The 24236-nt window shown below is 67.3% G+C and carries 25 protein-coding genes; 15 read left to right on the forward strand and 10 right to left on the reverse strand.

The genetic code is table 11. The annotated features are described in order from the left end of the window. The first annotated feature begins 86 nt into the window (after positions 1 to 86). The gene (locus KBY93_RS05505) at positions 87 to 1400 is read left to right on the forward strand and encodes an adenylosuccinate synthase (protein WP_255093235.1); all 1314 of its coding nucleotides are present in this window, start codon (positions 87 to 89) and stop codon (positions 1398 to 1400) included. Then, positions 1397 to 2401 (forward strand): adenosine kinase, encoded by a 1005-nt coding sequence (locus KBY93_RS05510; RefSeq protein ID WP_255093236.1) that lies wholly within the window; start codon positions 1397 to 1399, stop codon positions 2399 to 2401. The genes KBY93_RS05505 and KBY93_RS05510 overlap by 4 nt, the downstream gene beginning before the upstream one ends. Here KBY93_RS05510 and KBY93_RS05515 read toward each other — a convergent pair. After that, on the reverse strand, positions 2366 to 3256 hold the full coding sequence (locus KBY93_RS05515) for a precorrin-6A/cobalt-precorrin-6A reductase (RefSeq protein ID WP_255093237.1): 891 nt from the start codon (positions 3254 to 3256) through the stop codon (positions 2366 to 2368). The genes KBY93_RS05510 and KBY93_RS05515 overlap by 36 nt on opposite strands. 48 nt (positions 3257 to 3304) lie before the next feature. On the opposite strand from KBY93_RS05515, the gene KBY93_RS05520 reads away from it, so the two are divergent. Beyond that, a complete protein-coding gene (locus KBY93_RS05520; protein ID WP_255093286.1) occupies positions 3305 to 3823 on the forward strand; it encodes a single-stranded DNA-binding protein in 519 nt (172 codons plus the stop codon). Between the two features lie 24 nt (positions 3824 to 3847). Here KBY93_RS05520 and KBY93_RS05525 read toward each other — a convergent pair whose 3' ends face one another. Beyond that, positions 3848 to 4081 (reverse strand): hypothetical protein, encoded by a 234-nt coding sequence (locus tag KBY93_RS05525; RefSeq protein WP_255093238.1) that lies wholly within the window; start codon positions 4079 to 4081, stop codon positions 3848 to 3850. 61 nt (positions 4082 to 4142) lie between these two features. On the opposite strand from KBY93_RS05525, the gene KBY93_RS05530 reads away from it, so the two are divergent. The 3 genes from KBY93_RS05530 to KBY93_RS05540 are packed head-to-tail and all read left to right on the forward strand — an operon-like array spanning position 4143 to position 6782. Further along, complete coding sequence (locus KBY93_RS05530) at positions 4143 to 4709, forward strand: DUF2854 domain-containing protein (protein ID WP_255093239.1); 567 nt, start codon at positions 4143 to 4145, stop codon at positions 4707 to 4709. A 47-nt stretch (positions 4710 to 4756) separates the two neighbouring features. Next, a complete protein-coding gene (gene argB / locus KBY93_RS05535) occupies positions 4757 to 5674 on the forward strand; it encodes an acetylglutamate kinase (protein ID WP_255093240.1) in 918 nt (305 codons plus the stop codon). After that, complete coding sequence (locus KBY93_RS05540; protein WP_255093241.1) at positions 5601 to 6782, forward strand: DUF3153 domain-containing protein; 1182 nt, start codon at positions 5601 to 5603, stop codon at positions 6780 to 6782. The genes argB and KBY93_RS05540 overlap by 74 nt, the downstream gene beginning before the upstream one ends. Before the next feature lie 8 nt (positions 6783 to 6790). Here the strand turns inward: KBY93_RS05540 and priA are convergent, their stop codons facing one another. After that, a complete protein-coding gene (gene priA, locus KBY93_RS05545) occupies positions 6791 to 9052 on the reverse strand; it encodes a primosomal protein N' (RefSeq protein ID WP_255093242.1) in 2262 nt (753 codons plus the stop codon). 422 nt (positions 9053 to 9474) lie between these two features. On the opposite strand from priA, the gene rpoD reads away from it, so the two are divergent. The 6 genes from rpoD (at position 9475) to KBY93_RS05575 (ending at position 16947) form a co-directional block, all read left to right on the forward strand. Then, entirely contained in the window at positions 9475 to 10896 is a 1422-nt protein-coding gene (gene rpoD / locus KBY93_RS05550) for an RNA polymerase sigma factor RpoD (RefSeq protein WP_255093243.1), read from the forward strand. A gap of 100 nt (positions 10897 to 10996) precedes the next feature. Then, a complete protein-coding gene (locus KBY93_RS05555) occupies positions 10997 to 12778 on the forward strand; it encodes a glycosyltransferase family 39 protein (protein ID WP_255093244.1) in 1782 nt (593 codons plus the stop codon). Between the two features lie 58 nt (positions 12779 to 12836). Further along, positions 12837 to 13523: a phosphatase PAP2 family protein gene (locus tag KBY93_RS05560; protein ID WP_255093245.1), complete on the forward strand. Its 687-nt coding sequence runs from the start codon at positions 12837 to 12839 to the stop codon at positions 13521 to 13523. 16 nt (positions 13524 to 13539) lie between these two features. Then, on the forward strand, positions 13540 to 13944 hold the full coding sequence (locus tag KBY93_RS05565) for a DUF1824 family protein (protein WP_255093246.1): 405 nt from the start codon (positions 13540 to 13542) through the stop codon (positions 13942 to 13944). Between the two features lie 95 nt (positions 13945 to 14039). Next, positions 14040 to 14993 carry a hydroxymethylbilane synthase gene (hemC, locus tag KBY93_RS05570; RefSeq protein WP_255093247.1) on the forward strand — a complete coding sequence of 318 codons (954 nt, stop codon included), beginning with the start codon at positions 14040 to 14042 and terminating at the stop codon, positions 14991 to 14993. Next, complete coding sequence (locus KBY93_RS05575; RefSeq protein WP_261355254.1) at positions 14968 to 16947, forward strand: chloride channel protein; 1980 nt, start codon at positions 14968 to 14970, stop codon at positions 16945 to 16947. The genes hemC and KBY93_RS05575 overlap by 26 nt, the downstream gene beginning before the upstream one ends. A gap of 2 nt (positions 16948 to 16949) precedes the next feature. Here KBY93_RS05575 and KBY93_RS05580 read toward each other — a convergent pair whose 3' ends face one another. The 5 genes from KBY93_RS05580 to KBY93_RS16265 form a co-directional block, all read right to left on the reverse strand. Further along, positions 16950 to 17618, reverse strand: coding sequence for a L,D-transpeptidase (locus KBY93_RS05580; RefSeq protein WP_255093249.1), 669 nt, complete (start codon positions 17616 to 17618; stop codon positions 16950 to 16952). Between the two features lie 47 nt (positions 17619 to 17665). Next, positions 17666 to 18253, reverse strand: a complete 588-nt coding sequence (locus KBY93_RS05585) for an inorganic diphosphatase (protein WP_255093250.1) — start codon at positions 18251 to 18253, stop codon at positions 17666 to 17668. A gap of 66 nt (positions 18254 to 18319) precedes the next feature. After that, complete coding sequence (locus KBY93_RS05590) at positions 18320 to 19834, reverse strand: carboxypeptidase M32 (RefSeq protein ID WP_255093251.1); 1515 nt, start codon at positions 19832 to 19834, stop codon at positions 18320 to 18322. Positions 19835 to 19876: 42 nt separating this feature from the next. Then, positions 19877 to 20128 (reverse strand): OsmC family protein, encoded by a 252-nt coding sequence (locus KBY93_RS16260; protein WP_399222637.1) that lies wholly within the window; start codon positions 20126 to 20128, stop codon positions 19877 to 19879. Positions 20129 to 20140: 12 nt separating this feature from the next. Continuing rightward, positions 20141 to 20434: an OsmC family protein gene (locus KBY93_RS16265; protein ID WP_399222639.1), complete on the reverse strand. Its 294-nt coding sequence runs from the start codon at positions 20432 to 20434 to the stop codon at positions 20141 to 20143. Here KBY93_RS16265 and KBY93_RS05600 point away from each other — a divergent pair. Together KBY93_RS05600 and KBY93_RS05605 are read left to right on the forward strand one after the other, a co-directional pair. Then, positions 20433 to 20906, forward strand: coding sequence for a DUF2721 domain-containing protein (locus KBY93_RS05600; protein ID WP_255093252.1), 474 nt, complete (start codon positions 20433 to 20435; stop codon positions 20904 to 20906). The two genes, KBY93_RS16265 and KBY93_RS05600, sit on opposite strands and share 2 nt — an antisense overlap. Before the next feature lie 14 nt (positions 20907 to 20920). Then, positions 20921 to 21652 carry a response regulator transcription factor gene (locus KBY93_RS05605; protein ID WP_255093253.1) on the forward strand — a complete coding sequence of 244 codons (732 nt, stop codon included), beginning with the start codon at positions 20921 to 20923 and terminating at the stop codon, positions 21650 to 21652. Positions 21653 to 21672: 20 nt separating this feature from the next. Here KBY93_RS05605 and KBY93_RS05610 read toward each other — a convergent pair whose 3' ends face one another. Then, complete coding sequence (locus tag KBY93_RS05610; protein ID WP_399222642.1) at positions 21673 to 21945, reverse strand: hypothetical protein; 273 nt, start codon at positions 21943 to 21945, stop codon at positions 21673 to 21675. Positions 21946 to 22087: 142 nt separating this feature from the next. Here KBY93_RS05610 and KBY93_RS05615 point away from each other — a divergent pair, with 142 nt between their 5' ends. Next, positions 22088 to 22540: a secondary thiamine-phosphate synthase enzyme YjbQ gene (locus KBY93_RS05615; protein WP_255093254.1), complete on the forward strand. Its 453-nt coding sequence runs from the start codon at positions 22088 to 22090 to the stop codon at positions 22538 to 22540. Here KBY93_RS05615 and KBY93_RS16130 read toward each other — a convergent pair. After that, entirely contained in the window at positions 22422 to 24206 is a 1785-nt protein-coding gene (locus tag KBY93_RS16130) for a bifunctional aminoglycoside phosphotransferase/ATP-binding protein (RefSeq protein ID WP_255093255.1), read from the reverse strand. The two genes, KBY93_RS05615 and KBY93_RS16130, sit on opposite strands and share 119 nt — an antisense overlap. Between the last annotated feature and the right edge of the window lie 30 nt (positions 24207 to 24236).

Consider the following 24236-nt stretch of genomic DNA (forward strand, 5'->3'; position numbering starts at 1 on the left):
TTCAGGCCCCAGGGCTTTGACGAAAGGGCTGGTCATCTGAGACTCTTGACCCTTGTGCTTAGAAGCGGCTACGGGCCGCTGTGTCCTTGGCCAATGTTGTCGTCATCGGTGCACAGTGGGGCGACGAGGGGAAAGGCAAGATCACCGATCTGCTGAGCCGATCCGCCGATGTGGTGGTTCGTTATCAGGGAGGTGTCAATGCCGGCCACACGATCGTGGTCGACGACAAGGTGCTGAAACTTCACCTCATTCCCTCCGGAATTCTCTACCCCGACACCATCTGCCTGATCGGTTCGGGCACGGTGGTCGACCCACGCATCATGCTCGAAGAACTCGACATGCTCGGGGACTACGGCATCGACATCTCCGGACTGAAGCTGGCCTCCACGGCTCACGTCACGATGCCGTACCACCGCCTGCTCGATCTGGCGATGGAAAAGCGCCGCGGTGATCGGCGCATCGGCACCACTGGCCGGGGCATCGGTCCCACCTACGCCGACAAGTCAGATCGCAACGGCATCCGGGTGATCGACCTGTTGGATCCCGAGCGCCTGCGCGAGCGCCTGATGGGGCCACTGGCCGAAAAGAATCTGATCCTGGAGCGGATTTACGGCATTGAGCCGCTTGATCCCGAGGCGGTGCTAACGGAATACCTCGCCTACGGCGAGCGTCTTGCCCCGCATGTGGTCGATTGCACCCGCACGATCCACCAGGCGGCCCGGGCCCGGCAGAACATCCTCTTCGAGGGCGCCCAGGGAACCCTGCTTGATCTCGACCACGGCACCTACCCCTACGTCACCTCGTCGAATCCCGTCTCCGGCGGCGCCTGCATCGGCGCCGGCGTGGGCCCCACCCTTATCGACCGGGTCATCGGGGTCGCCAAGGCCTACACCACCCGGGTGGGAGAGGGTCCCTTCCCCACGGAACTTCAGGGCAGCATCAACGACCACCTCTGCGACCGGGGCGGGGAGTACGGCACCACCACGGGGCGCCGTCGCCGCTGCGGCTGGTTCGATGGGGTGATCGGTCGGTACGCCGTGGAGGTGAACGGACTGGATTGCCTGGCCATCACCAAACTCGATGTGCTCGATGAACTGGATGAGATCCAGGTCGGCGTGGCCTATGAGCTCGATGGCGAACGCATCGATCACTTCCCCAGCAGCGCCGAGACCTTTGCCCGCTGCCGTCCGATCTTTCAGACCATGCCTGGCTGGCAGTGCTCCACCGCCGAGTGCCGCGCCCTCGAGGATCTGCCCGCCGCCGCCATGGCCTACCTCCGGTTTCTGGCAGAGCTGATGGAGGTGCCGATCGCGATCGTTTCGCTCGGCGCCCAGCGTGATCAGACCATCGTCGTGGAGGATCCGATCCACGGTCCCAAGCGCGCCCTGCTGAACGTATGACGATCCACGCAGGTGGCCGATCCCTCGATGTGGTGGGAATCGGCAACGCGATCGTCGATGTGCTGGTCAGCTCCGACGACGCCTTCCTCGAGGAGCATGGACTGAACAAGGGCGGCATGGCCCTGGTGGATGCCGAGCAGGCCCGGAAGCTCTACGAAGCGGCCGGTCCTGGACTGGAAACCTCCGGAGGCTCGGCCGCCAACACCCTGGCGGGCCTGGCCCAGCTCGGCGCCCGGGCCGGGTTCATCGGCAGGGTGCGTGACGACCAGCTGGGGGCGATCTTCAGCCACGACATCCGCTCGGTGGGGGCTCGCTTCGAGACCCCAGCCGCCAGCACGGGTGCAGCCACCGCCCGTTGCCTGATCCTGGTCACCCCCGATGCCCAGCGCACGATGTGCACCTATCTGGGCGCCTCGGTGGACCTTGAACCAGCCGACCTGGATCTGGATCTGGTGCGCCAGGCGGGGATGCTCTACCTGGAGGGATACCTCTGGGATGGGGAGGCCGCCAAGCGGGCCTTCCTCGCCGCCGCGGAGGTGATGCGTGCCGCCGGTGGCCAGGTGGCCCTCTCGCTCTCCGATGCCTTCTGCGTCGAGCGCCACCGGCAAAGCTTCCAGGAGCTGGTGGATGGCCATGTGGACGTGCTCTTCGCCAACGAAGCCGAGATCACCGCGCTGTACCAGTGCGATGGTTTCGAGGCGGCGATGGAACAGGTGCGCGGTCGCTGCTCCATCGCCGTGCTCACACGCGGTGCCCTTGGGTCGGTGGTGCTCGGGAACGGGCAGGTCCATCGGATCGATCCCTGGGTGCTCGGCCCCCTGGTCGACACCACCGGAGCGGGTGATCTCTATGCCTCCGGTTTCCTCTACGGACTCACCCGCGGGGAGACGCTGGAGCGCTGCGGCCAACTGGGATCTCTCTGTGCCGGCCAGGTGATCACCCAGCTGGGGCCCCGCCCACGGGCTTCACTGCCGCAGTTGGTGGCCGAGCACCTGGGCTGATTCCGCCCCCCAGTGGGCTTCAGGCCGTCCCACCTGTGCCAGCAACTCCTCCAGAGGCCACAGACCCGACTCAGGCAGCGGTTCCGCCGGTCGCCTGAGCAGCAGCAGTGTCAGCCCCAGCTCGGCGCAGAGCTGCTGCCAGAGCTGTTCGGTCGGGCCGCCCGACTGGCGGCATAGCACCGCCGAGATGCTCCAGTGCTCCAGCAGAGCTCGCTCGATCGAACCGGCCGTTGACGCCGGTGGCTCCGTGCCGGGACGGTGGCAGGCAAGGGCACCATCACCAAGCCCCGCCGCCAGGGCCTGCCGCAGGCTTGTCGGGTTGGGCAGGATGCGGGCGAAGCAGGCAGAGGTTCTGGCCAGCGCCACGGCTCTCGCCAGATGGCGGGCGCCGATGGCCAGCAGCAGGCGCTCCCCTGCCAGGTCGATTCCGGCCAGATCCTCCAGCTGATCGAGCAGGATCAGCCTGGTCCCAGGCCGCTGGGGGACCGGTGGGCGCCAGAGGCGAAGCAGGGGTTGACCGCCGCGGGTGCAGACCGCCGCCAGATCGGCGCTGATGAGGGCAGCGAAGGGGTGGCTTGCATCGATCACCCAACGGAAAGGGGCAAGGGGAGCATCAAGCAGTTCGGCTTCGATCGCCCCGGGGCCGGCCAGTGCTCCCAGGCGACTCTGCAGCCGGGAGTGGGAGGGATAGGCCCGCAGAGCGTCCTCGCTCACCAGAGATATCTGCACACTCCAACCGGCGGCCAGCAGCCGGCTGACGATCAGGGGCCCTTCTCCGGTGCCGCCCAGCAGCCAGATCGATGGCCGCCGTCCTGGTGCTGCAGCGGCGTCCGCCGCCTCAGATCCGGCGATCAAGGGTTGGCTCCGTGCATCAAGATGGGGCCCACTGTCGTGGAGGGGGTCGTGAACCACTGTTTGCTGGAGGTGGTGGTGCTGGAGGCGCCCCAGGTGCGCTACACCCAGGACAACCAGACACCGGTGGCGGAGATGGCCGTCGAGCTCGACGGTCTCCGCCCCGATGATCCCCCGGGGCAATTGAAGGTGGTGGGCTGGGGCAATCTCGCCCAGGATCTTCAGAACCGGGTGCAGGTGGGTCAGCGGCTGATGATCGAGGGGCGCCTGCGCATGAGCACCGTCTCCCGCGCCGATGGCACCAAGGAAAAGCGCGCCGAATTCACCCTCGCCCGCCTTCACCCACTCACGGCCCAGGCTTCCACTGCGGCTCCATCGGCGGTGCCGTCGATGGCAGCAGCGATGGCTCAGGACGCTCCAGTGCGCACGATTCCACGGCCGGCGGCTGCCGCGCCCCGGCCCGTCACTCCGGCACCGCGCCCTGCTGCGGCGGAGCCACCGCCTCCCACCTGGAACACCTCTCCGCTGGTGCCTGATCTGGCCGACGACGACGACGAAATCCCCTTCTGAGGAGATCCCCTTCTGAGAAGTTGATCAGCCCGGATCGAGCCGCTGGCGGGCCTGGTCGAGCAGCTGACCGAGCTCCCGCTCCAGCGCAGCGAGATCCAGCCTCAGATCGTGCCAGCGGCCGCCGTCGATCTGCTGCAGCAGCCAGAGGCGATCTTCGGCGAGCTGGTCCAACAGCTTCAGGGTGCTGGGGTCGTTGAACGGGATCTCGGGGGTGGACGAAGGCGTAGCGGGATCGGCAGCGGGGCTGGGGTGATCCATGGCCGGAGGAACTCCTGGGCAACGATCGCCATCCTGGACCGCGCTGCAGGAAGATGGCGCCATGGAAGCACTCACATCGCCCGGCAGCCTGCTGACCATCCTCGGTGCGGCGCTCACCGTGATCGGCTCAATCGCCTACGTCACCGACAGCCCCAACATCAGCCTGGCGGGAGTGTTCTACGGCGTTCCGGTGCTGCTGGGAGGCCTGGCCCTGAAGTCGTCGGAGCTGCCTCCAGCCCAGCGGCTCACACCGACAGCGGAGCTGCGACAGCTGCGCGAGCAGCCCGAGAGCGAGCCCCTGCGCAAGCTTCTCAAAGACGTGACCCGCTGGCGTTATGGCCAGAAGGCCCACCTCGAGAGCTCCCTCGAAGCCCTCAAGCTCTGGAACGAGGACGCCCCGCCGGAGCTGCTGAGCGTGGCAGAGCGAGATGTGGAGGGCGGCTATGGCCTGGTGCTCCACTTCCGCTGCCATGGAGTTCCGCCGGAACGATGGCAGGCCAAGCAGGAGCGGCTGGGTCGCTTCTTCGGGCCTGGACTGCGCGCTGAGCTGCGTCTGATCTCAGCTACCGAGCTGGAACTGAGCCTGCTGCCCGGCGCTGATCTAGTCGAGTCCGCTCCAGCTGCCTGAGCCCCGGCGGTTGCCGGTCCCCACGCCCACCCTCTCACCTTCCCCTCTTGAGCCAGGACCCCGTCATCAGCGCTGAGGACACCCTGAGGGTGTCCGTGCTCAGTGAGGCGCTGCCTTATATCCAGCGCTTCGCCGGACGCCGCGTGGTGGTGAAGTACGGCGGTGCGGCGATGGTGCGTGAAGATCTGCGCGAGGCAGTCTTCCGCGACCTGGCTCTGCTGGCCTGCGTGGGGGTACAGCCGGTGGTGGTGCACGGCGGCGGACCGGAGATCAACCAGTGGCTGAAGAAGCTGGAAATCCCAGCCCAATTCCGTGATGGGCTGCGGGTCACCGACCTCGACACCATGGATGTGGTGGAAATGGTGCTGGTGGGTCGGGTCAACAAACAGATCGTCAACGGTCTCAACCGGGTTGGCGGCCGTGCCGTGGGGCTCTCCGGCAGCGATGGGGCCCTGGTGGAGGCTCGCACCTGGGGCGAGGGTTCCCACGGACTGGTGGGAGAGGTGGCGGCGGTCAACCCCGATGTGCTCGCACCTCTGCTGCAGAGCGGCTACATCCCGGTGATCTCGAGTGTGGCTGCCGATCCCAGTGGCCAGGCTCACAACATCAATGCCGACACGGTGGCCGGGGAGCTGGCCGCTGCCCTTCAGGCCGAGAAGCTGATCCTGCTCACCGATACCCCGGGCATCCTGCAGGACCGGGAGGATCCCTCCAGCCTCTTGCGCCAGATCACCTTGCCCGAGGCCCGGGAGCTGATCCGCAGCGGCGTCGTCAACGCGGGGATGACACCCAAGACTGAATGCTGCATCCGGGCCCTGGCCCAGGGGGTCGGCGCGGCCCACATCATCGATGGCCGAGTCCCCCATGCCCTGCTGCTGGAGGTGTTCACCGATGCCGGCGTCGGCACGATGGTGGTCGGCAGCAGCCGCGCCGCCGCCCGAGCGAGTGCCCAGCGGCGTGGCTGAGGATCCACTGGCTCCGGCTCGGGCCGCGCTCGATTGCGGTGAATACGGCCGCTGCCTGCGCTTGCTGGAGCCGATCGTGGCGGCCCATGCCATCACGGTGTCCCTGGGCGGACGGGCCCGGATGCTGATGGCCACGGCGCTGATCGGCCAGGGGGAGTCTGAGAGGGCGGCCAGCTGTGTGCGCGGTCTCCAGGCCTGCGTTGATCCCGACCTGCGCCGGCAGGCCCGGGACCTCAGCTTGATTCTCGAGGCCCCCAGCCTCAAGCGGCCGGAGAACTGGTCAATCACCTTGCCGCCGATCGGCGGGGTGGAGTCGCTGCAGCAACGGGTGATGCCCCTGGCCCAGGCCCGCCCAGGCCGCGCCAGAGCGGAGCCAGCGCCACCGCCACCGGTGGGTCCAACCCGGGCTCCCCTGGGCTTTGCGATCGTCGTACTGGCTGTGCTGCTGCTGCTCACGGGGCTGCTGGGGGGCTGCCTGCGCGTCGACACCGAGCTCAGCCTGCCGGCACCGGGTCGGCTCGAGTTGAGTCAGAGCCTCAGCAGCTTCAGCGGCAGCTGGATGCCCTGGCAGAGGCAGTTCGCCAGCACCCTCTCAGCCGACCCTGATCTCACTCGCTTCAAGCTCTCCCTGGATCCGGATCGGGGCCGCCTCAGCCTCAGCAGCGGCGTGGTGTCGGCGGCGGAAGCCTCCGGCCTGTTGCAACGCCTTGCTCTCGATGCCGGCGCGCTCACGGGGCAGGCACTGCCTGCCCCGCAGCTGAGCCTGCAGGAGCGCAACTGGCTGCTCGGTGTTCGTCAGCAGCTCGACTTCGAGCTCGACCTGCGCCAGGTGCAGCCCCTGCCGGGTCTGAGCTTCACCCTGAGACTCCGCTCCCTGGGAGTCGGGACGGTACGAATGGCCCAGCCGCTGGCCGTGGAGCCCCGGCCCGAAGGGCTGAACTGGCCCCTGCAGCTGGGGGCCATCAACCGGCTGGAGGTGAGCGCCTGGCGCTGGAGCCGCCTCGGCCTGGGCAGCCTGCTGATCACCCTGTTGCTGGTGCTCAGCCTGGTGTTGCAGCGGTTGCGGCGACAGGCGGGTTTCGGCTGGCCTGAGTTGCCCTCTCCGTAGGGGTTCCCTCAAAGCTCGATCGGATCGGGATCAATCGAGAGGCTCACGCTGCGGGCCAGGCCGGAGCGCAGCTCGGCTTCTGGAGGCAGGGGCAGGTCGGCGCCGGCGGGGCCGTGCAGCAGCAGTTGCCAGCGGTAGCGGCCCGCCACCCGCGCCACAGCGGCAGGCGCGGGGCCGATCATCTGCCAGCCGGCCTGCTCCACCTGGGGGCGAAGCTGCTCGGCCAGGGCGGCGGCGGCCGTGGCGGTGGCCGCTCCGGATGGGCCAGCCAGGCGCAGCAGACAGGCCCGGCTGAAGGGCACCAGCTGGGCCTGACGGCGCAGCTGCAGTTCCGCCTCGAGAAAGATGTCATAGCGGCCGTCGATCAGATGCTGGATCACGGGGTGATCCGGCAGGTAGGTCTGCACGATCACCTCCCCGGGACGCTCCCCCCTGCCGGCCCTGCCCGCCAGCTGCAGCAGCAGCTGCAGGCAGTGCTCCGAGGCGCGCAGATCAGGCCGGTGCAGGAGACCATCGGCTGCCAACACCGCCGCCAGGGTGACCCGGGGCAGATCCATGCCCTTGGCCAGCATCTGGGTGCCCACGAGCACATCGGCCTCCCCGGCCGCGAAGCGTTCCAGCAGGCCTCGGTGCCCATCCCGGCCCCGGGTGCTGTCCCGGTCGAAGCGCAACAGGCGCAGACCCGAGAGTTCCTGCTCCAACTGCTCCATCACCCGCTGGGTGCCGGCGCCGAAGGGCTTGAAGGCGGTGGAACCGCAGGCCCCGCAGCGTGAGGTCAGGGGCTGGCGGTGGCCGCACCAGTGGCAGCGCAGGGTCTGACTGCCATCGCGCAGCCGGTGGACCGTGAGCGACACATCGCAATGGGGGCACTGAACCACCTCACCGCAACTGCGGCAGCTCAGAAAACTGCTGTAGCCGCGGCGGGGCACCAGCACCACGGCCTGCTCCCCCCGCTCCTGGAGCCGCTCCATCCGCTCCATCAGGGCCCGGCTGATCAGGCGGCGGTGGCCTTCCGCCAGCTCCTGACGCAGGTCCACCACCCGCACCGGCGCTGCCTCCTGACCGCTGATGCGGCGGCTGAGGCGCAGCAGGGTGGCCGTGTGCTGGGGACGCCTGCAGGCCAACCACGACTCCAGGGAGGGGGTGGCGCTCCCCAACAGCAGCCGGGCGCCCGCGGCAGTGCAGCGCAGGCGGGCCACCTCCCTGGCGTGGTAACAGGGCATCGGACTTTCCTGCTTGTAAGAACTGTCGTGCTCCTCATCAAGCACGACCAGTCCCAGGGTCGCCAGCGGCAGGAACACCGCCGAGCGAGTGCCCACGGCGATCAGCGGCTCCGTGGAGCCGGCCTGCAGACAGCGGCGCCAGGCGGCGATGCGCGCCCGCTCCGAGAGGCCGCTGTGGAACTCGAGGATGCGGCCGCCGAAGCGGGCACGGCAGCGGTCGAGCAACTGGGGGATCAGTCCGATCTCAGGAGTGAGGATCAGGGCACTGCGGCCGGAAGCCAGGCAGGCCGCCGCCGCCTGCAGATACACCTCCGTCTTGCCTGAGCCGGTCACTCCCCAGAGCAGGAACTCCTGGCCGCTGGATCCCGCGAGGATCTGCTCGAGAGCTGCCTGTTGCTCCGGATTAAGGGGGCGTGGTGACTCAAGCGGCCCGCCGGCCAGATCAGGAGACTGCTGGACGGCGCCTGGCTGAGGCGCACCGCCGCCAGAGAGCACCTGTCTGCTGCTGCGCAACCAGCCTTTGGCCACCAGGGCCTGCACCAGTGAACAGCTGAAGCCCCACGCCATGACCGTGGTCTGGGAAGCCGCAAAGCCTGCGCTTTCCCGCAGGCGATCGATCAGCTGGCACTGGCGGCTGGTGAGTGGCTGGTGGCTCTCCACCAGCTCCAACCAGATCTGGGTACGCAGCTGGGGCTGGGCCCGTCCCGGCCGCTGTCCCAGCCAGCCTGGAGGCAAGGCTGTCTTGAGGGTTCGAAACAGGCTGGTGTGGCACTGACGGGACACCTCCTGCAGCAGCGCCTGCCAGTGGGGATCCACGGCTGCGGCCTGGTGAAGACCTTCCACCGACTGGATCACCGCTGGATCGAGATCAGCCGGAGCCTCAGCCAGGGTGTCGACCACCAGGCCGATCTGGGGACGTCCCCTCAGTCGCACGCTCACCAGATCCCCGACCGCCAGGCCAAGGGCCGGTGCTGCGGCGTAGGTGAAGATTCGCCCCTCCCGACCGGCCTCCACCCAGACCTGAACCCAGAGCGGGGGCAAGGACATCTCCAACACGGTCGAGATTCGCCTTGCAAACCCCATAGGGGTTTCTTAAGATAATGGAGTTGAGCAGCTCAACTGGCTGCTGTCGGAACCAGGCAGAGTTCCGTCCAGTGGGAAGACCTGAAGTGCAGGCTGCTTGGAGACCCCCTCCAGCGCGCCTCCCGGTCTGCGAACACCCCTGACAGCACTGCCTGGCCTCCGGGTCGTTCCATGTCGTCAGGTCTTTGTTTCCTCCGCTTCCACCCGGCGCCTGATGGGGCCTGTTTTTGATCCTGGTCGGCCAACGGCTGCACTGGGATGCTGAAGAAACGTTTTGTGTCGTGATGTTGTCATCGCGCCCAATTGGCTTGGCTGAATTTCCGGCCTGAACTTGTCGGCCCAATTGTTTTCACTTGACCATTCCGTCACCCCGTCGCAGTCCCGCTATGAGCCCAGTGTCCGCCGCCAGCCCCAAGCCGGGCGTTCCTCAGATCCTGATGGTGGCCGCTCCATCGGGAGAGGAAGTGGCGGTGAAGCTCAAACCGAAGGCCAGCGCCACCAAGGCCAAAGCCTCCCCCAAGTCATCCGCCAAGGCAAAGGTCGACCTTGCTGCTCCTGACGCCGCTGACAAGGGCGAAGCCCTGACGGCAGCCAACACCGTCACCAGGACCCGCAAGCCCGCCGCGAAGGCGGCTGCTAAGAGCACCACCGTCAAAGCCAGCTCAGCAGCCGCCAAGGCGGGCGCCACCAAAGCGAAAGCAACCATCGCCAAAGCGGCGGCCAAGCCCAAGGCTGAAACGGTCAGCACCGACCTCAGCGCGGCGGCCGACGAGCTGCTCGAGGCAGCCGACGGTGCCAAGGACAAGAAGAGCTCGGCCAAGGAAAAGGCCCTGGCCAGCATCAAGGTGGGTCCCAAGGGGGTTTACACCGAAGATTCGATCCGGGTCTACCTGCAGGAGATCGGCAGGATTCGCCTGCTCCGCCCCGATGAGGAAATCGAGCTGGCGCGCAAGATCGCTGATCTGCTGCTGCTGGAAGAGCTGGCCACCCAGTTCGAGCAGGACAACGGCCACTATCCCGACAACAAGGAATGGGCCGTGCTGGTGGACATGCCACCGCTCAAATTCCGTCGGCGCCTGATGCTGGGCCGCCGTGCCAAGGAAAAGATGGTGCAGTCGAATCTGCGCCTGGTGGTTTCGATCGCCAAGAAGTACATGAACCGTGGACTCTCCTTCCAGGACCTGATTCAGGAAGGCAGCCTCGGCCTGATCCGTGCCGCTGAGAAGTTCGACCACGAGAAAGGCTACAAATTCTCCACCTACGCCACCTGGTGGATCCGTCAGGCGATCACCCGCGCCATCGCCGATCAGAGCCGCACGATCCGCCTGCCGGTGCACCTCTACGAAACGATCTCCCGCATCAAGAAAACCACCAAGGTGCTCTCCCAGGAGTTCGGCCGCAAGCCCACCGAGGAAGAGATCGCCGAGAGCATGGAGATGACGATCGAGAAGCTGCGCTTCATCGCCAAGTCGGCACAGCTGCCCATTTCGCTGGAAACCCCGATCGGCAAGGAGGAAGATTCCCGTCTGGGCGACTTCATCGAAGCCGACATCGAGAATCCTGAGCAGGACGTGGCCAAGAATCTGCTGCGCGAAGATCTCGAAGGCGTGCTCGCCACTCTCAGCCCCCGCGAGCGGGATGTGCTGCGTCTGCGCTACGGCCTCGACGACGGCCGCATGAAGACCCTTGAAGAGATCGGGCAGATCTTTGATGTGACCCGCGAAAGAATCCGCCAGATCGAGGCCAAGGCCCTGCGCAAGCTGCGCCATCCCAACCGCAACGGAGTGCTCAAGGAGTACATCAAGTAGTCCCGATCTCCTGAGGTCTCGCTCCGTAGCTTTTCGGCCCTGAGCGAGGCGATCCGTACGGGCGGCAGCCCGTACTCTGTCCTGTTCCTTGCCGGATGGCGTGTTGATCACTCAGGGATGGATGGCCTGGCTGGAGCGCGATCAGCGCCGGCTCTGGCTGGTTAGCGGCCTCGGCTATCTGCTGCTGTGCTGGCTGGCGTTCTTTCAGAACCTGGGCAGCCTCAGCCTGATGGACAAGACAGAGGCCCTGTTCGTGGAGGTGGGCCACCAGATGGTTGAGCGGGGGGACTGGATCACCCCGATCTGGAATGGCGAACTCTTCTTCGATTACCCCGTCTGGGGGTACTGGATGGTGGGCCTCAGCTTCCGCCTCTTCGGTGTGAACGAGTGGGCCGCCCGCCTGCCGGTGGCCCTCGCGGCCAGTGCCGTGGTGCTGGCTGGTTTCGGCCTGCTGTGGCTCAGCGGCTCTGCTGATGGTGGCCTGCGTCAGCGCTGGCAGAGGGCCGCCTTCGGGTCGGCCCTGCTGGCCCTTAACCCCGGCTGGATCGGCTGGGGCCGCAGTTCCGTCACCGACATGTTCCTGGCCAGTGCCATCTCCCTGAGCCTGTTCGGTTTCTTCCTCAGCTACAGCCAGCCCGCAGGCAGCACGGCACGGCGCCTGGGTTTCGTGGCCATGCCCCTTTTCAGTGCCATCGCTGTGCTGGCCAAGGGACCGGTGGGCCTGGTGCTGCCCGGGCTGGTGGCTCTGGTGTTCCTGATCGCCCAGGGCCAGCTGATCGCCTACGTGCGGCGATTGCCGTTTCTGCCGGTCGTCGGAATCTTCCTGGTGGTGGTGCTGCCCTGGTATGTCCTGGCGGCCCAGGCCCATGGCATGGCCTTTCTGGGGGGGTTCTTCGGGTTCAGCAACATCCAGCGGTTCACCTCGGTGCTCTATCGCCACGCCGGCCCCTGGCACTTCTATCTGCCCTGGGTGCTGCTGCTGCTGCTGCCCTGGTCGTTTCACCTGCCCGTGGCGCTGATGCGTCTGCGGTTCTGGCAGTTGAAGACCTGGCGCCGCCAGCCACCCCAGGCCCAGTTGGCTCTCTTCTGCCTGGTCTGGTTTCTGGTGGTGTTGCTGTTCTTCTCCGCTGCCGCCACCAAGCTGGCCGGCTACATCCTGCCCATGGTGCCGGCCACAGCCCTGCTGCTCGCACTCTACTGGTTTCCTCTCGAGAGTGTCCCGCCTGAGGCCAGTGGCGGCAGCGAGCTGGTGGCTGCACACCAAAGCGACCGGCCCCAGCGTTGGAGCGGCTGGGTCAATGCCCTGGTATTCGCCGCCCTGGCTCCAGCCGCCGCCCTGGCTCCGCGCTGGGCGGCCACGGATCCGGCCTACCCCGGCTTTGCCAGCGCCCTCAGCAGCTCAGGCCTGCCGCTGCAGCTGGCCCTGATCCTGGCGGGAAGTGCCATCGGCCTGATCGTCCTGCTGCTGCGGCCAGGTCGACCCAAGTCCCTCTGGCTGCCGGATCTGGCCGCCATGCTGCTGCTGATGGCGGTGGTGGTGCCCCCCCTGGCACCGCTGATGGAAACCCAGCGGCAGCGGCCGGTGCGGGAGCTGGCGGAGCGGGCCGGGCAGCTGGCAAACCCCGGCGAACCGCTCTGGGTGGTGGGCTACAAGCGCTACAGCGTGGTGTTCTACAGCGGCCGTGAGGCCGTCTTCCTCGACAGCCCGGAGGGTGCCCGGGAGGCCCTGAGGGAACCCCCGGCGCCGGGTTCAGCAGCCCGCAGCGTGCTGATCTTTGGAGAGGAATTCCGCCTCAGGGACCTGCCAGAGACCTTGCCGGGGGCCGAGCTGCTGGAGAGCCGTGCCGGCCACCAGCTCTGGCGTGTTCCGCGCACTAGCTGAAGCGATGATCGGGCACCATGAGTGACCCAGAACACCAACGAACCGATCGGCTGATCACTTGATCCAAACCCAATCCCCGATTTTCTCCGCGCCGACCCCCACCGCAATCCGCCGCTGGTTTCGGTTGTTCGGCCCAGTGAGGCTGCTGCTCTGCGGCCTGGCGGCCCTGGTGGTGATCTGGATCGAGCAGGTGGTGCTGAGTCAGCAGGAGCCGGCGTTCGATGAGGCCGTGCTGGTCTGGCTGGGAGATCGCATCCCCGAGAGCATCGGTCGCTTTCTGGTGATCGTTTATCAGGTGAGCGGCACCCGCTTCACGGCGATGCTGGTGCTGGCGGCACTGATCTTCCTGTTGATCAAGCGATCGTGGAACCAACTGATCTGGGTCGCCATCGGCACCAGCGGCATCCTCCTGATCGTGGATCGCTGGTTGAAGCCCCAATTCGATCGTGCTCGGCCCCTGGGCCGTCTGGTGGAGGTGATCGGCCGCAGTTTTCCCAGCGGCCATGCCGCCGGAGCCGTGGTCTTCTATTTCCTGATGTGCACGATCCTGGCGGAGCGTTACCCACAGCTGCGCCGCCCCCTGGTGCTTGGTTCCTCCCTCTGGGTGGGCCTGATCTGGGTGAGCACCCTCTATTGCCGGGTGCACTGGCTAACCGACATCATCGCGGGGGCAGCCGTGGGCTTCATCTGGCTGAGCATCTGCCTGACCAGCCTGCGCTTCTGCGCTGAGCGTCAGAGTGGCTGAGCCCGAACCGGCCGTCATGAACGCCAGCAGCAGCGCAACCTCCAGTGATCTCACCAGCCTGATGGGCCTGCGCAGCGCCCCCAGCCTGGATGCTGCCCAGCGTCTGGCCCAGGGCCAGGAGCTGAAGCAGCGCCTGGCGGCCTGTGACTGGTTCACGATCGGCGTGATGGCCCCATCGGCCCAGGCGGCCCTGACCGCCCTGCGGGCCTGCGAGGCCGCCCAGGGCTGGAGCCCGCTGCAGGGCGAGAGTGAGGAGCTTGTGGAGGGGCCCGTATTCCTGAAGGGGAATCAGCGCACGGGCCGCTTCCTGCTGCGGGCCGAGAGCGGCCTGGGGGAGGGGCTGCTGATCGGCGGTCAGAGCGACAGCCATCCGGAGGCCACCGGCACCTGGGGGCCCCTGCCCCTCGACTTTTTCGGCTGATCACGGTGCAGCCTGCGCTGGCCTTCAGCTGGCCGGCCAGTCCTTAGGCTTGACCGCTGTTCTACGGCCACGCGGCCGGGCTGAGGAATCGATTGATGGCTGGCACCACTCTGCGAATCGCCTCCCGCCGCAGCCAGCTGGCGATGGTGCAGACCCACTGGGTGCGCGATGAACTGACCAGGGCCCATCCGGACCTGGAGATCAGCATCGAAGCGATGGCAACCCAGGGCGACAAGATCCTGGATGTGGCTCTCGCCAAAATCGGCGACAAGGGCCTGTTCACCAAGGAACTGGAGGCCCAGATGCTGGTGGATCAAGCCGACATCGCCGTGCACAGTCTCAAGGACCTGCCCACCAACCTCCCCGAAGGCCTGATGCTCGGCTGCATCACCGAGCGTGAAGATCCCGCCGATGCCCTGGTGCTGCACGAGCGCCACCGGGGCTGCAGCCTTGAAACCCTGCCGGAGGGCAGCGTGGTGGGCACAAGCTCGCTGCGGCGCCTTGCCCAGCTGCGCCACCACTTCCCCCACTTCCAGTTCAAGGACGTGCGCGGCAATGTGATCACCCGCATCGAGAAGCTCGATGGCGGCGGCTACGACTGCCTGATCCTGGCGGCCGCCGGCCTGGGACGCCTCGGCCTTGGCCACCGCATCGACGCCCTGATCGATCCCTCAATTTCTCTGCATGCGGTGGGCCAGGGGGCCCTGGGAATCGAATGCCGCCTCGGCGACAGCGCGGTTCTTGAGCAGATCAAGGTGCTGGAGCACACCCCCACCGCCCGCCGCTGTCTGGCGGAGCGGGCCTTCCTGCGCCAGCTCGAGGGAGGTTGCCAGGTGCCGATCGGTGTGAACAGCCGCTTCGAGGGGGAGGAACTGGTGCTCACGGGCATGGTTGCCAGCCTGGATGGCCTGCGCCTGATCCGGGATGAGGCGCGGGGCCCCCAGCAGGACCCTGAAGCGATCGGCATCAGCCTCGCCCAGCTGCTGCGCAGCCAGGGCGCCGGTGAAATTCTGGAGGAGATCTTTGCAGCTGTCAGGCCCGAAGCCTGAGGCAGGCTCCGCCGCACCTCTGGAGGGCGACACCCGCGGGCTTCCCTTCCAGTGGAGCCTGCTGGCCTGGGCCGCGCTGGTGGGGATCCTCACCGGTGTGGCCGTGGTGGGCTTCCACTACCTGCTGGGATTCATCAACAATTTTCTGTTCGGCACCCTGGTGGAGTGGGTGCTCGATCTGGTGAGTTCTCAGCAGCTGGACACCACCACGGTGGAGGTGTTCAGCGCGCCGGATCCCGACTCCGGCACACCCCTTAAGGCACTGCTGCAGCTCGGTCTGGGTGGGGTTGGCTTTCTGCCGCCACCACCGCCGCCCCTGCCGGAGCCCACCCCCCTCCCGCCGATCGGACCCAGCGGTTGGCTGGCTTCCTGGCCGGTGGTCATCGCCCCCCTGCTGGGCGGCGTGGCGGTTGGGTTGTTGCGCCAGGTGGGCCGCGACCTCGGCCCCAGCCTGCCCAGCCTGATGGCGATGGCCGACGGGGCGGCTCCTGCCCTGCCGCGCCTGCCGGGACTGCGGCTGGTGGCTGCATCCCTGAGCCTGGGCAGTGGCGCTTCGCTGGGCCCCGAGGGGCCGAGCGTGGAGAGCGGCGGCAACCTTGGCCTGTGGGTGGCGCTACGGGGACGACTGCCGCCCGAATCCCAGAAGGCCCTGGTGGCCGCGGGTGTGGCAGCGGGACTGGCGGCCGGCTTCAAGGCACCGATCGCCGGGGTGTTCTTTGCCTTCGAAGGTGCCTACAGCGCAATTCCCGGGCGGCCGAGTCTGCGGGCGGTGCTGGTGGCTGCGGTGGCGTCTTCGCTGGTGACCCAGCTGTGCCTCGGTGATGAGCCGATCTTCCGCCTGCCGGTCTATGAGGTTCGCTCACCCCTGGAGTTGCCGCTCTACCTGGGTCTGGGGCTGGTGGCCAGCCTGATGTCGTGGGCGTTGGTGAGTCTGCTGGCGGCCGGGCGCAGTGAGCCGGTGCAACAACGGTTTGCCCGTCTGCCCCTGTGGCTGCTCAATGGGCTCGGTGGCCTGGGCGTGGGTGTGATGGCCCTTGGCTTCCCCCAGGTGCTGGGAGTGGGCTACGACACGATCGAGGCCCTGCTCGGCAGCGAGGGGGGGGTGGCGCTCACCACCCTGGCGGCCCTGCTGGTGGTGAAGCTGCTGGCCACGGGCCTGAGCAATGCCACGGGGTTCGTTGGCGGCGGCTTTGCACCCGCCCTGTTTCTGGGGGCCGTGCTCGGCAATCTCTACGGCCAGCTGCTGGGGGACAGCGGTTTCGGTCTGCCGGTGGCGGAACCGCCGGCCTACGCCATGGTGGGCATGGCGGCAGTGCTTGCCGGCAGTGCCAGAGCGCCGCTGACGGCGCTGCTGTTGCTGTTCGAGCTCACCCACGACATTCGCATCGTGCTGCCGCTGATGGCAGCCACCGGCCTCAGCGCCGTGCTGGTGGAACGCTGGCAGGGACTGGCGGACCCAGGCATGCTCGGGCCGGATCCAGCCGAAGAGGAACGGCGACAAGGGCTGGCTGCCCTGCCGGTGATCGAGGCCCTTGAGGCGGAGGCCCCGCTGGTGCTGAAGGCCGACATCCCCGCCAGGGCGGCCCTGGGGCTGCTGATCGAAGCCCACGGCCACTGCCTGGTGGTGGAGCGCGACGGCTGGGTGATCGGTGTCGTGACCCTGATCGACCTGCAACGGGCGATCAGCGCCGGCCACGGGGGTGAAGGGCTGCCGCTGGAGGAGTGCCGCCGCTCCGATCTGCTCTGGCTGCCGGCTCAGGCGAACCTAGCCCAGCTGGAGGACCAGCTGGTGCCCAATGGGCTGCGCCAGGTGCCGGTCTTCGATCTCGACGGTCCTGGACTGGCCCAGCTACCTGCCGGCTTGCCGAACAGCGGCTTGCCGGCTCATGCCCTGCTGGGCCTGGCCAGCCGTGATGGCATGGCCAGGGCCCTCGCCCGCAAGCTTCGGATCTGAGCTCAGCGCACCACCACCACGGGCGTGCCCACCTCCACCATCTCGAACAGCTTGCGCACATGCTCATGGAACATGCGCACGCAGCCATTAGTCACGGCGGCGCGGGAGCTCACGGTCCAGGCCCAGGCGTTGGGGGTGCCGTGGATGCCGAACTGATTGGGTCCCTTGGTCTTGAAGCCGATCCAGCGGTCGCCGAGGGGACCATTGGGGCCGAGCACACCTTTCTTCTGGCCTGAGCTGGTGCTCACGTACTGAGGATTGATCACCTTGTTGGTGACATTGAAGGTGCCGGTGGGTGTGGGGGTGGCGGGATCACCGATCGCCACCGGCCAGGGGCCATAGACCTTGCCGTCGCGCTCGAGGCGGATCTCCCGCTTGCCCAGGGCCAGCAGGATCCTGGAGCTGTTGACCGGAGCCGCCTGGGGAGCAACCGGAGCGCCAGCCGGAGCCGGGGAAGCAGCGGGGGGCGCAGGGGGAGGGTCAGCCTGGAGCACCGCTGCCGGGCTGCCGATCGCCGGAGTGCTGGGGATCGGAGCTGTGGGGGTGATGATGCCGCCGCTGCTGGCCAGGGCCATGGGGGAGCCGGCGACCCAGAGGCTGGCGAAACCTGTGAACAGGCCTGCTGCAACCCGGGCGGGAGCCAGCGATGAACGGGAGTGGGTGAAGCGCATGCGGTTAATAGAGGCTTTGGACAGAAAAGGCGACCGTAGGGGGCGGTTCAGTTCACCAGTTTGGCGTCAATCTGCTCGAGATAGCGCGCCTCGCACTCCTTGATGATCCGAACAGCCTCCTGGGTGTTGAGAAAGTCATTGACTTTGCAGGTGCCGGGCTTCTTCAGGTCCTTGTAGTGCTCCCAGTAGTACTGGGTTTCCTTGAGCCAGTGGGCGCCGAGCTGCTCGTAGCTGGTGATGTGATCCATCCGCTTGTCATCGGCCAGTACGGCGATCACCTTGTCGTCCACCTCACCGCCGTCATCGAAGGTCATGATGCCGATGATTCGGGCCTCCACCAGGCTGCCGGGCACCAGGGGTTCGGTGACGCCCACGATCTCAATGTCGAGCGGATCGCCGTCCTCATCCCAGGTGCGGGGGATACAGCCGTAGGCGAAGGGGTAGGAAAGCGAGGAGTAGCCCACCCGATCAAGCTTGAGATGGCCGGTTTCGGTGATCAGCTCGTATTTATTGATGGTCATCGAGTTGAGCTCGACGATCGCATTCAGCCGCAGTTCCTCTTCATCGGCGAACGCTGGCAGCACATGCAGCAGGTTGAGCATGGTGCGGCTGGGGGCGTGGTCGATGTTCGCCATGGGGCGTCGCGAAGCGGCTGCGGCGGCATCTTACGGACGCCGGGCTGAGCTGATGCCAGGCCCGACTCAACTGGTCTCGAGCAGCCGGTCGACCTTGCCGCTGAGGTAACGCAGGAACGGGCTGGCGCTCAGGGGCGCCCCGGTGACCTGGGCCACCAGCTCCTCTCCATTGACAGAGCGGCCCAGGGGCCAGACGTTCTCACTCAGCCAGTGCTGAAGCCGTGATTCCTCAGCCGCGCCCACCACCGACTCAATCGGCCCGAGCTCGCGCTCCATCGACTCGGCCAGCTGGGCACTGATCAGGTGGCCGAGGGCATAGGAGGGGAAGTAGCCGAACAGGCCTTCGGCCCAGTGGATGTCCTGCAGGCAACCTTCGGCATCACGCTCCGGCCTGATCCCCAGCAGCTCACCCATGCGCCGATTCCAGAGCTCGGGCAGCTCCGACACCGGCAACCCCTGCTCCACCAGGGCCAGCTCCAGCTCGAAGCGGAGCACGATGTGGAGGCAATAGGTCAGCTCGTCGGCTTCCACCCGGATCAGCCCCGGCCGCATCGGGTTGAGCCCTCGCCAGAAGGATTGGCTGCCGCCCCAGGGATCGCTGCCCAGTGCCCCGCTGAAGCGGCCATGCCAGCGGCTGGCAAAGGCCTGGCTGCGCGCCACCCGGCACTCCCAGAACAACGACTGCGACTCATGGACCCCCATCGAGGTGGCCTCCCCCAGGGGCCAGGGGAAGTAGTGGTCGTCGCCGCGGGGCAGCCCCTGCTCATAGAGGGAGTGGCCCCATTCATGGGCGGTGGCCAGGAATGCTGAAAAGGGTTGATCCGGCACCACCCGGCTGGTGATGCGGTAATCGGCCGGGCCCAGGGTGCAGGAGAAGGGATGGGCCGAGCGGGAGCGCTGGCAGCGGCTGGGGTCGTAGCCCCAGCTCTCGAGCAGCTCGGCGCAGAGGGTCTCCTGCAGCTCCTCCGGGATTGCGGCAGCAGCAGGCGATGAGGCCCGCACCCGCTCCAGCAGCGGCGGGATCCCTTCAGAGAGGGGCGTGAACAGCTCCTGGAGGCGGTCCTTGCTGACATCGGGCTCGAAGGGCTGGGCCAGGATCTCCCAGGGGCTGCGCCCGGCTGGTTCGATCGGCGTCAGCTGGGCGGCCTGCTCACGACGCAGTTGCAGCAGCTCCTCGAGCGCCGGTGCAAAGACCGCGAAGTCGTTGCTGCGCCTGGCTTCCTGCCAGACGGCATTGCCCCGGGACTGGGCTGCGGCAAGGCGGGCCACCAGCTGGGGATCCAGGCTGCGCTGCCGCTCCAGTTCCTGCCTCAGCAGCTGCAGATTCCGCCGCGTGGAGGCGGGGGCGTAGTGATCAACCTCGGCCTCGGCCGCCGCCACCAGGCCCGCGTAGGTCTCGCTGCTCTGCCGCTCGTGCAGCTGGCTCGCCAGCAGGGACAGCTGCTGACCCCGCCAGTCGGCGCCAGCGGGTGGCATCACCGTGTTCTGGTCGTAGTAGAGCGCGCTGCTGATGGAACCCAGGAGCCGGGTCTGATGCAGATGCTCACGGAGGCGCACAAGGGCCTGACCCGGCTGGGGCATGGGACGGGAGCAGGGTGACGGCCCCAAGCATGGCGCTGAGTATCAACCAGCCGTTGGCCTGAGCGTCTCCCAGTGCAGGTCCATCGCCACCGAGCCCTCGAGGCTGCGTTTGACAGGGCAACCCTCGGCAGCGCGCTGCAGCAGACGGATCTGATCGTCGCCCAGGCCTGCCGGCAGGGACACCCAGACCGTGAGCCGCTCGATCTGGCGGACTCCGCCGCTGGTCATTGTTTTCTCCACCCGGGCCGTGCAGCCCTGGAGCGGGATGGTGTGGCGTTCCGCCACGATGCCCATGATCGTCAGGATTCAGGTCGCCAGGGCGGTGGCCACCAGGTCGGTGGGCGAGAACCGTTCCCCCAGCCCCTGGTTGTCCGTGGGGGCGTCGGTGCTGAGATCCGAGCCGGAAGGACCATGGCTGGCCGTGCAGCGCAGTGCCCCCTCGTACTGGCACAGGATCGTGGTCATCAACTCAGGAGCGGCTGGATCGCTACCCAGCATCATGTGATTCTGACGGCGCGGCGGCGGGTCGTTGATGTTCTGGCCGGCCTCGGTAGTTTGTGCGTCGAGGGCCTTGATCCAGGCCTCACGGACGGGCCCCATGCTGCTGGCCGAGATTCTGACCAACCGCAGCCTCAGCGATGAATCGGCTGTGGTGGGCCTCTCCAAAGCGATCCAGCTCTCGGTGGCGCCGGTGTTCCTGCTCACCAGCCTCACCGGCCTGCTGGGGATGTTCACCACAAGGCTGGCGCGGATAATCGATCGCACCCGCTTCATCCAGGAGGCGTATGAGCGCAGCGACCTGGCTCAGGCCAAGCGCCTGCGGGAAACCCTGGAGATGCAGCGCCGCCGCACCTTCCTGATCAACCGCGCCATCCTCCGCACCACCATCACGGCCTTGCTGGTGTCAGGGGTGGTGGCGGTGATGTTCATCAGTGCCGTGGCCGCACTCGACCTGGCGGCCATCGTGGTGCCGGTGTTCGTGCTGGCGATGTCCGCGCTGATCGTGGGGCTGGTGCTGTTTCTGCTGGAAGTGCAGCTGGCCATCGGCCAGAACCCCCGCCGTTACTACTGAAAGCAAGGGGCAGCATGGATTCCGGCGGATTCATTGAGCGACAGGCGCAGTCGCGCCGGGAGGTGATGGCCATGCTGGAGAGCAGGAGCCTGATGGTGGTCAGCGGCCGCCGGCTGGTGATCTCTCTGCTCACCGGGTTGATCGCCGATCGCTGCCAGTGGTTCGGCTCCGCCACAAGTGAAGCTGAGGCGCTGGAGCTGATGAGCGAGCGGCAGCCGCACTTGCTGTTCGTGACCCACCCTTTGCGTCCCGGCAGTGGCCTTGAGCTGGTTCGCCGTGCCAAGGCTCTGCACCCGACGCTGCCCTGCCTGCTCTTGCTGGAAGATGAATCCCCGCCACTGGTGCGCGCCGCGCTGGAAGTCCACTGCGACGGCATCTGTGCCGATCGGGGCGTGGGATTCGGCAATCTGGTGGCGGCCACCAGGGCCGTGCTAGGCGGCGGCTTCTACATGGACCCCCAACTGAGGGATCTGCTCACCCAGGCCTGCCGCAGCAGCCGTGCTCCGGCGGGGCCGGGCCTGAGTGAGCGGGAACAGGAGGTACTCGAGTTGGTGGTGCGGGGATATCAGAATCCCCAGATCGCATCCCGGTTACACCTCTCGGTTGAAACGGTGCGCAGTCATCTGAAATCAGCGTTTCAGAAGCTGGGGGCCGCCGGACGCACCCAGGCGGCGGTGATGGCGGTCCGTCAGGGGCTGGTGAGCTGGCACCTGCATGAGCTGCCTGATCCGGGCCGAAGTAAGTGAACCGGCTCACTTGCGTCAGCTCACTTCCGCCTGCAGTAGCCGCCGCCCACGTTCATCCAGCCGGAGGGGCAGGCCTCACGGTTGCTGGGAGCAACCGTATAGGTGGTGACCCCGAGGGTGCTGCACTTGCCGTTGAACAGATCCACATAGCCAAGTGGACACATCTCCCTGAGCTTGGGAACCACCTTCTGGGCCTGGGCCGGGACCTCCATGCACGCGATCGTCAGCGGGATGGCGAGGCTCAGCAGCAGCAACCGATGAAGCCGGCGTGAGGGAGGCGGGGCAGGGGGCATCGGTGCGGGGCTGGAAACTCAGCACGAGCCTAGGTTTGATGCGCTTTCTCAGGGGTCTGGCGAGCGGCTGTCTGTGCAACAAGACGCGACTCAGATGCAACAGCCCTGCAACCCGCCGACCTTTTTGCCCCCTTCAACCCTGATGCTGCGTCAGCACCTCGACCGGCTTGAACTCACCACCACTGGGGAGGGCTTCCATGACCTGACGGCCCGGCTCAAGACCTGCCTTGCGGCCACCGGCCTGGAGCTGGGGGTGTTGCACCTGAGCGTGCTTCACACAAGCTGCAGCCTCACCATCAACGAAAACGCCGATCCGCGGGTGCTGGTGGATCTGGCTGCCTATCTGAGAGCACTGGTGCCCGAGGAGGGGGTGCGTCCCATCAGCGGGGCTGGCCCCCTGCACGCCTGGGTCCACGACGACGAAGGGGCCGATGACATGCCGGCCCACATCCGCACCGCCCTGACCGCCACCAGCCTCAGCCTGTCCTTTGAACGGGGCCGCTTGCTGATCGGGACCTGGCAGGCGATTTACCTGTGGGAGCACCGTCGCCGCCCCCACCGGCGCCAGTTGTGCGCCCACTGGATCGGCAGTTGAGATCGGCTTCAGCAGCTCGCTCCCAGCACTCCCATAGCTCCATCAGCACCATCGACTCGTCGAGGCCTTGGTGGGAGTGCACCACCAGGCTGCGCAGCTGCTCGGCGGAGCTGAGCGGTTCGGCCGTGCGCCGCTGCTCCAGCAGCACCGCCAGGTCGGCGTCGCTGGGGTCGTCATCCAGGCGCTCTCGCCGCTCCAGCCGCTGCTGGAGCAGGGCCTGATCGGCCCGCACCTCCAGCAGCAGGGGCACCGCCCCCACGCGCCGGGCCAGCTGGATGGCTCGCTCCCGGCTGCCGGCCCTCAGGTGGGTGGCATCGAGCAGCACCCATCGGCCCTGCCGCAGGCTGGCCTCGGCAGCTGCCAGCAGGGCGTCTTCTGTGCGCTGGTGGGCATCGGGGCTGTAGATCCTGTGGCGCTGCTCGCCGCTGGGGCGCTGCAGGGGAGTCAGGCCGTAAAGGCGCTTGCGGATCAGGTCACTGCGCTGGTGGTCGGCCAGCAGCCAGGGGGCGAGGCGGGCGGCCAGGTGGCTCTTGCCGCTGCCGGACAGCCCATGGAGCAGGATCAGGGCCGGCGGCCCCAGCCCACAGCCGACGTAGGCCAGGGCCAGGCTCAGGTAGCGACGCGCCATCGCCCTGGCGGCCTGGCGCTGCTGGACAGGGATCTCCTGTTCGCCACTGGTGGCCGCTTCCACCTTCGCTCTGACATGGGCGCGGTAGGCGCAGAAAAGCTGGAGCACAGCCGGCTCGATCGCCTGTCCATAGCCGGCCAGGAGGGCCTCGACGCGGTCGCCATGACCGGCCGCCTGCAGGTCCATCACCAGAAAGGCCAGATCCGAGGCCCGATCCACCTGGCGCAGATCGGCGTTGAACTCCACCCCATCCACCACTGCCAGCTGTGGCTCCAGCAGCACGTGCTCAAGGCGCAGATCACCGTGGCCATCCACCGCCTGCCCCGCCGCCAGTCGCTGGCGCAGGCGGAATCTGGAGCGGCGCAGGGCCAGGGCCAGGCCACTCACCAGCAGCCCATGCACCCCTGGGGGAAACAGCTCCGGCACCGAGCGGCGGGTGGCGCGCACGTTGTTGCGCAACACCGCCGCAAAACGCATCTCGGCGCCAAAGGCCAGCTCCGGCGCCAGGGGGTACTGATTGTGAAAACGGGCGATGAACCGCCCCAGTTGCTCCAGCTGCATGTCGCTGACGCGATCGGCCGCAAGGTGAGCCGCGAGGGTGGCGGCGGCGGCGAAGCGGTGCATCACCACCACGTGCTCGCCCCCCTCCAGCTCCTCGCCAAGAGGAGAAAGACGCACCTCACCGCTGGCGAGCTGGAGCACGGCAGCCACACCGAGATAGAGATCAGGCGCCAGGCGGCTGTTGAGGCGCACCTCCTCGCGGCACCAGTGCAAGCGCCGCTCGGCGCTGCCGTAGTCGAGCAGACCCCAGAAGCGCAGGGGCTTCTTGAGCTTGAAGGCGCGGCAGCTGGTGAGAAAGACCACGCTGATGTGGGTCTGGATCAGCTCCACCCGGCGTTGATCGGCCGGCTCCTCCCCCCAGGCCTCGTCGGGGTAGGCGCCGGGGCGGGAGAGGGCGCTGATCAGGGCGGCCAGCTCCAGCGGCGTTGATGAGCCGGGCTCTGAGCCTGGTGAAAGATCGGGGGTAGCGGATGTCACATCAGGTGGAAGCAATTGAACGCAGGACCG

This window comes from Synechococcus sp. J7-Johnson, assembly GCF_024345795.1.
Lineage (GTDB): Bacteria > Cyanobacteriota > Cyanobacteriia > PCC-6307 > Cyanobiaceae > Regnicoccus_A.